The sequence below is a fragment of the Sulfurovum sp. genome (assembly GCF_041551015.1).
GTDB lineage: Bacteria > Campylobacterota > Campylobacteria > Campylobacterales > Sulfurovaceae > Sulfurovum.
The window spans coordinates 1-3,090 of record NZ_JBFENQ010000178.1 but is presented as its reverse complement, the minus strand read 5'-3'; the positions used below and the strand labels follow the sequence as shown (position 1 = coordinate 3,090).

General features: G+C 35.1%; 2 protein-coding genes and 1 pseudogene. All 3 read right to left on the bottom strand.

Translation table 11 applies throughout. The annotated features are described in order from the left end of the window. Positions 1–179, bottom strand: a 179-nt coding sequence (locus ABZC96_RS09345; protein ID WP_373030671.1) for a DUF503 family protein, incomplete at its 3' end; no start/stop codon positions are given. Between the two features lie 7 nt (positions 180–186). Beyond that, on the bottom strand, positions 187–2,574 hold the full coding sequence (locus tag ABZC96_RS09340) for a Lon protease family protein (RefSeq protein ID WP_373030670.1): 2,388 nt from the start codon (positions 2,572–2,574) through the stop codon (positions 187–189). Continuing rightward, positions 2,571–3,090: pseudogene (locus ABZC96_RS09335) on the bottom strand (alanine dehydrogenase); the annotation flags it as partial. The gene ABZC96_RS09340 and the pseudogene ABZC96_RS09335, both read right to left, overlap by 4 nt.

Genomic DNA, 3,090 nt, shown 5'->3' with positions numbered 1-3,090 from the left:
TTTTGAGAAAGAAAGACAAAAGCGATATCAGCCTCTTTTGCGTATTCACCACTGATATCAATCACAGAAACATTAAATGATTTAAGCTTCTCTTTCATACTGTTCGTGACACTTCTACGTCCTTTGAGTGATTGGACATAAGGCAGTTCCAGATGGAGGATACAACTACAGATAATCATAAATTTCTCATATCTTTTTTTGTTTGCTTTTATTGGCTAGAAGTTTTAACTTCTCTTCTACAAGATAGTTGATACTATCTTTTGGAAAATGACCATTTTTATCTTTTTTACCACTTGTTTTCCCTGTGAGTATTTCCATTCCTTCATCTACACTCTCAATAGCATAGATCTTAAAGATACCCTTTTTTACAGCTTCAAGCACCTCTTCTTTAAGCATTAGATGTTCTACATTTGATGCCGGAATAATAATGCCATTTCTTAATTCATCGTCTACCAGACTACAGATATCAAAAAAACCTTCTATTTTTTCATTGATACCCCCTACTGCCTGTACTTGACCATTTTGATTAACTGAACCTGTCACAGCTATAGATTGGTCTAAAGGTACTTCACTCAGTGAAGAAAGTAAAGTAAACAGCTCCGCACATGAAGCACTGTCACCATCGATTTTTCCATAAGATTGTTCAAAAACGAGTGTTGCTGTTATGCTTAGAGGAAAATCTTTTGCATAGCTAGCAGCTAGATAAGCTGAAAGTATCATCATTCCTTTATCATGTGTCGGACCACTTAGTTTTACTTCTCTCTCAATATTGATCACACCACCTTTACCAAGTCTAGTTAATGCAGTTATCTTTGATGGATGACCAAAAGAGAAGTTTCCAAGATTAAGTATAGCAACACCATTGATTTGGCCTATCGCAGACCCCTTTGTCTCAATAAGTATCGTTCCTCTCTGAATCGCTTCATACATCTTATCTTTAATTCTGTCAGATCTCTCTATCTTCTCCATAATTGCTTCATTTATTTCAGGTCTGCCGATCTTTGTCATCTTTTTCTGTGCAGCAATAAAATCAGCTTCCTGTAATAAGTCTTTCAAACCACCCAAGTGTGTTGAAAGTTTTTGGCTGTCTTCTACCAAACGTGAACTATATTCAATAACTTTTCCTACAGCTTCTTTGTCTAATGGTAAAAGAGCATTATCTTTTGCCATCATACCGATCATCCTTGCATAAAGCTGACTGTTTTCATCATTACGCTCTGTTTCATTTTCAAAATCTGCATTGATCTTAAAGAGCTCTCTAAATTCAGGATCATAGTTATATAGTAAATAGTAGAGTATTCTATCACCTATCAGTACTATCTTGACATCTAGTTCAATGGTTTCAGGTTCCAAGGAGAGTGTACTTATCAAACTCAATGAATGTCCAAGAGATTCGATACGGATCTCTGAAGATTTCAACATTCTTTTCAGTCCTTCCCAGACAAAAGGCTGCATCAATACCTTTGATGCATCCAAAATAAGATAACCTCCATTTGCTTTATGTAATGCACCCGCTTTAATAAGATTGAAATCCGTCAAAAGTGTACCCATCTGTGCGATATGTTCAACCTCTCCAAATAGATTTGCATAGGTCGGATTATTTTCATAAATGATCGGTGCACCAACTCCATCTTTATTTGTTACCAGTACATTCACACTGTATCTGTTAAATATTCCACTCTGTTTGACAGATTTCATTCCCATAGCCATAAGGTTGTTTTGCGCAGCAATTAAAAAGTCTTGAGAATTATCGATAATATCTTCTTCAACACTATCTAAATAAACTACCACTTTTTTATACTCCTGGTACTTTATTTTCATTTCGTCTATACTGGCATCAACAGCTTTTTTTGTCATATTTCTTTCAAGTTTTCTAATCTCTTTTTGCCGTAACTTACTTTCTATAACAATATCTTGGACTATATTTTCCAACTGATTTCTAAATTTGAGTATCTTTTCCTGTATCTCTTCTTTATCTTTACTGTTAAGTGCTTGATATTCCTCTTTTGCTAGTACTTTTCCTTCATTGCTTATAGGTGAGAGAGTATAGCCCTGTGCAGTATATTTGATCAATATACCATCTTCTTTAGCTCTTTTTTGTATATCAATTAAAGATTTTTCTTTAGCCTCAGTAATTTTATCTATGATTGCCTGTTTTTGTTCTATGTACTCTTCGCTTTCAAAAATCGATGGAATAACAGTTTGTAACTCTTCAATCAATTCCTCCATATCATTTTTAAGTTGCATACCCATAGAAGAACCCAGCTTTAGATAAATCGGTTTTCTAGGGTCTTCAAAATTATTTACATAACACCAATCACCAGGCTTTTTCTCATCTTTGGCACGACTTTGAATAAATTTTTCTACTACACTGTGTTTACCGCTGCCAACTCTTCCCATTGCATAAAGATTGTAACCCTCTTTCTTTATACCAATTCCAAAACTGATAGCTTTGAGTGCTCTGCTTTGCCCTAATATCTCATCAATCTCTTCAAGTTCTGCAGTTGTTTTAAAGTCAAATAGCTCTAAGTTACAATGTTTATAGAGCTTATCGACACTAAGTGGTTTTATCATACTGAACCTCCGAATTCTGGACAGTTATTAATAATATCTTTTAATTCATGATATTTCATTTGATGTGCTTTGGCTACAGCTATTTCTGTTACAAATCCACCTGCAATATTCACTCCGCTATAGATAGCAGCGTCTTCTAGGCTGGCGTTCTTCCATCCCAGATCTGCTATCTTTGTTACATAAGGTATGGTTGCATTAGCTAATGCCTGTGTAGCGGTTAAAGGATAGTCACCTGGTATATTTGTAACACAGTAATGTATAACACCATCTACTTCAAAAATCGGATCATCATGTGTTGTTGGTCTTGAAGTCTCTATACATCCTCCCTGATCAATAGCTACATCTACCAAAACTGCTCCTTTTTTGCATAGAGATAGCATATCTCTTGTAAGAAGATATGGTGCTTTCTCTCCTTTGACATAAACGGCCCCAATCACGATATCTACAGTCGGTAAAATTTTTTCCATATTATACGCGTTAGAATAAAGTGTTGAAACATTTGATGGTAGCATATCT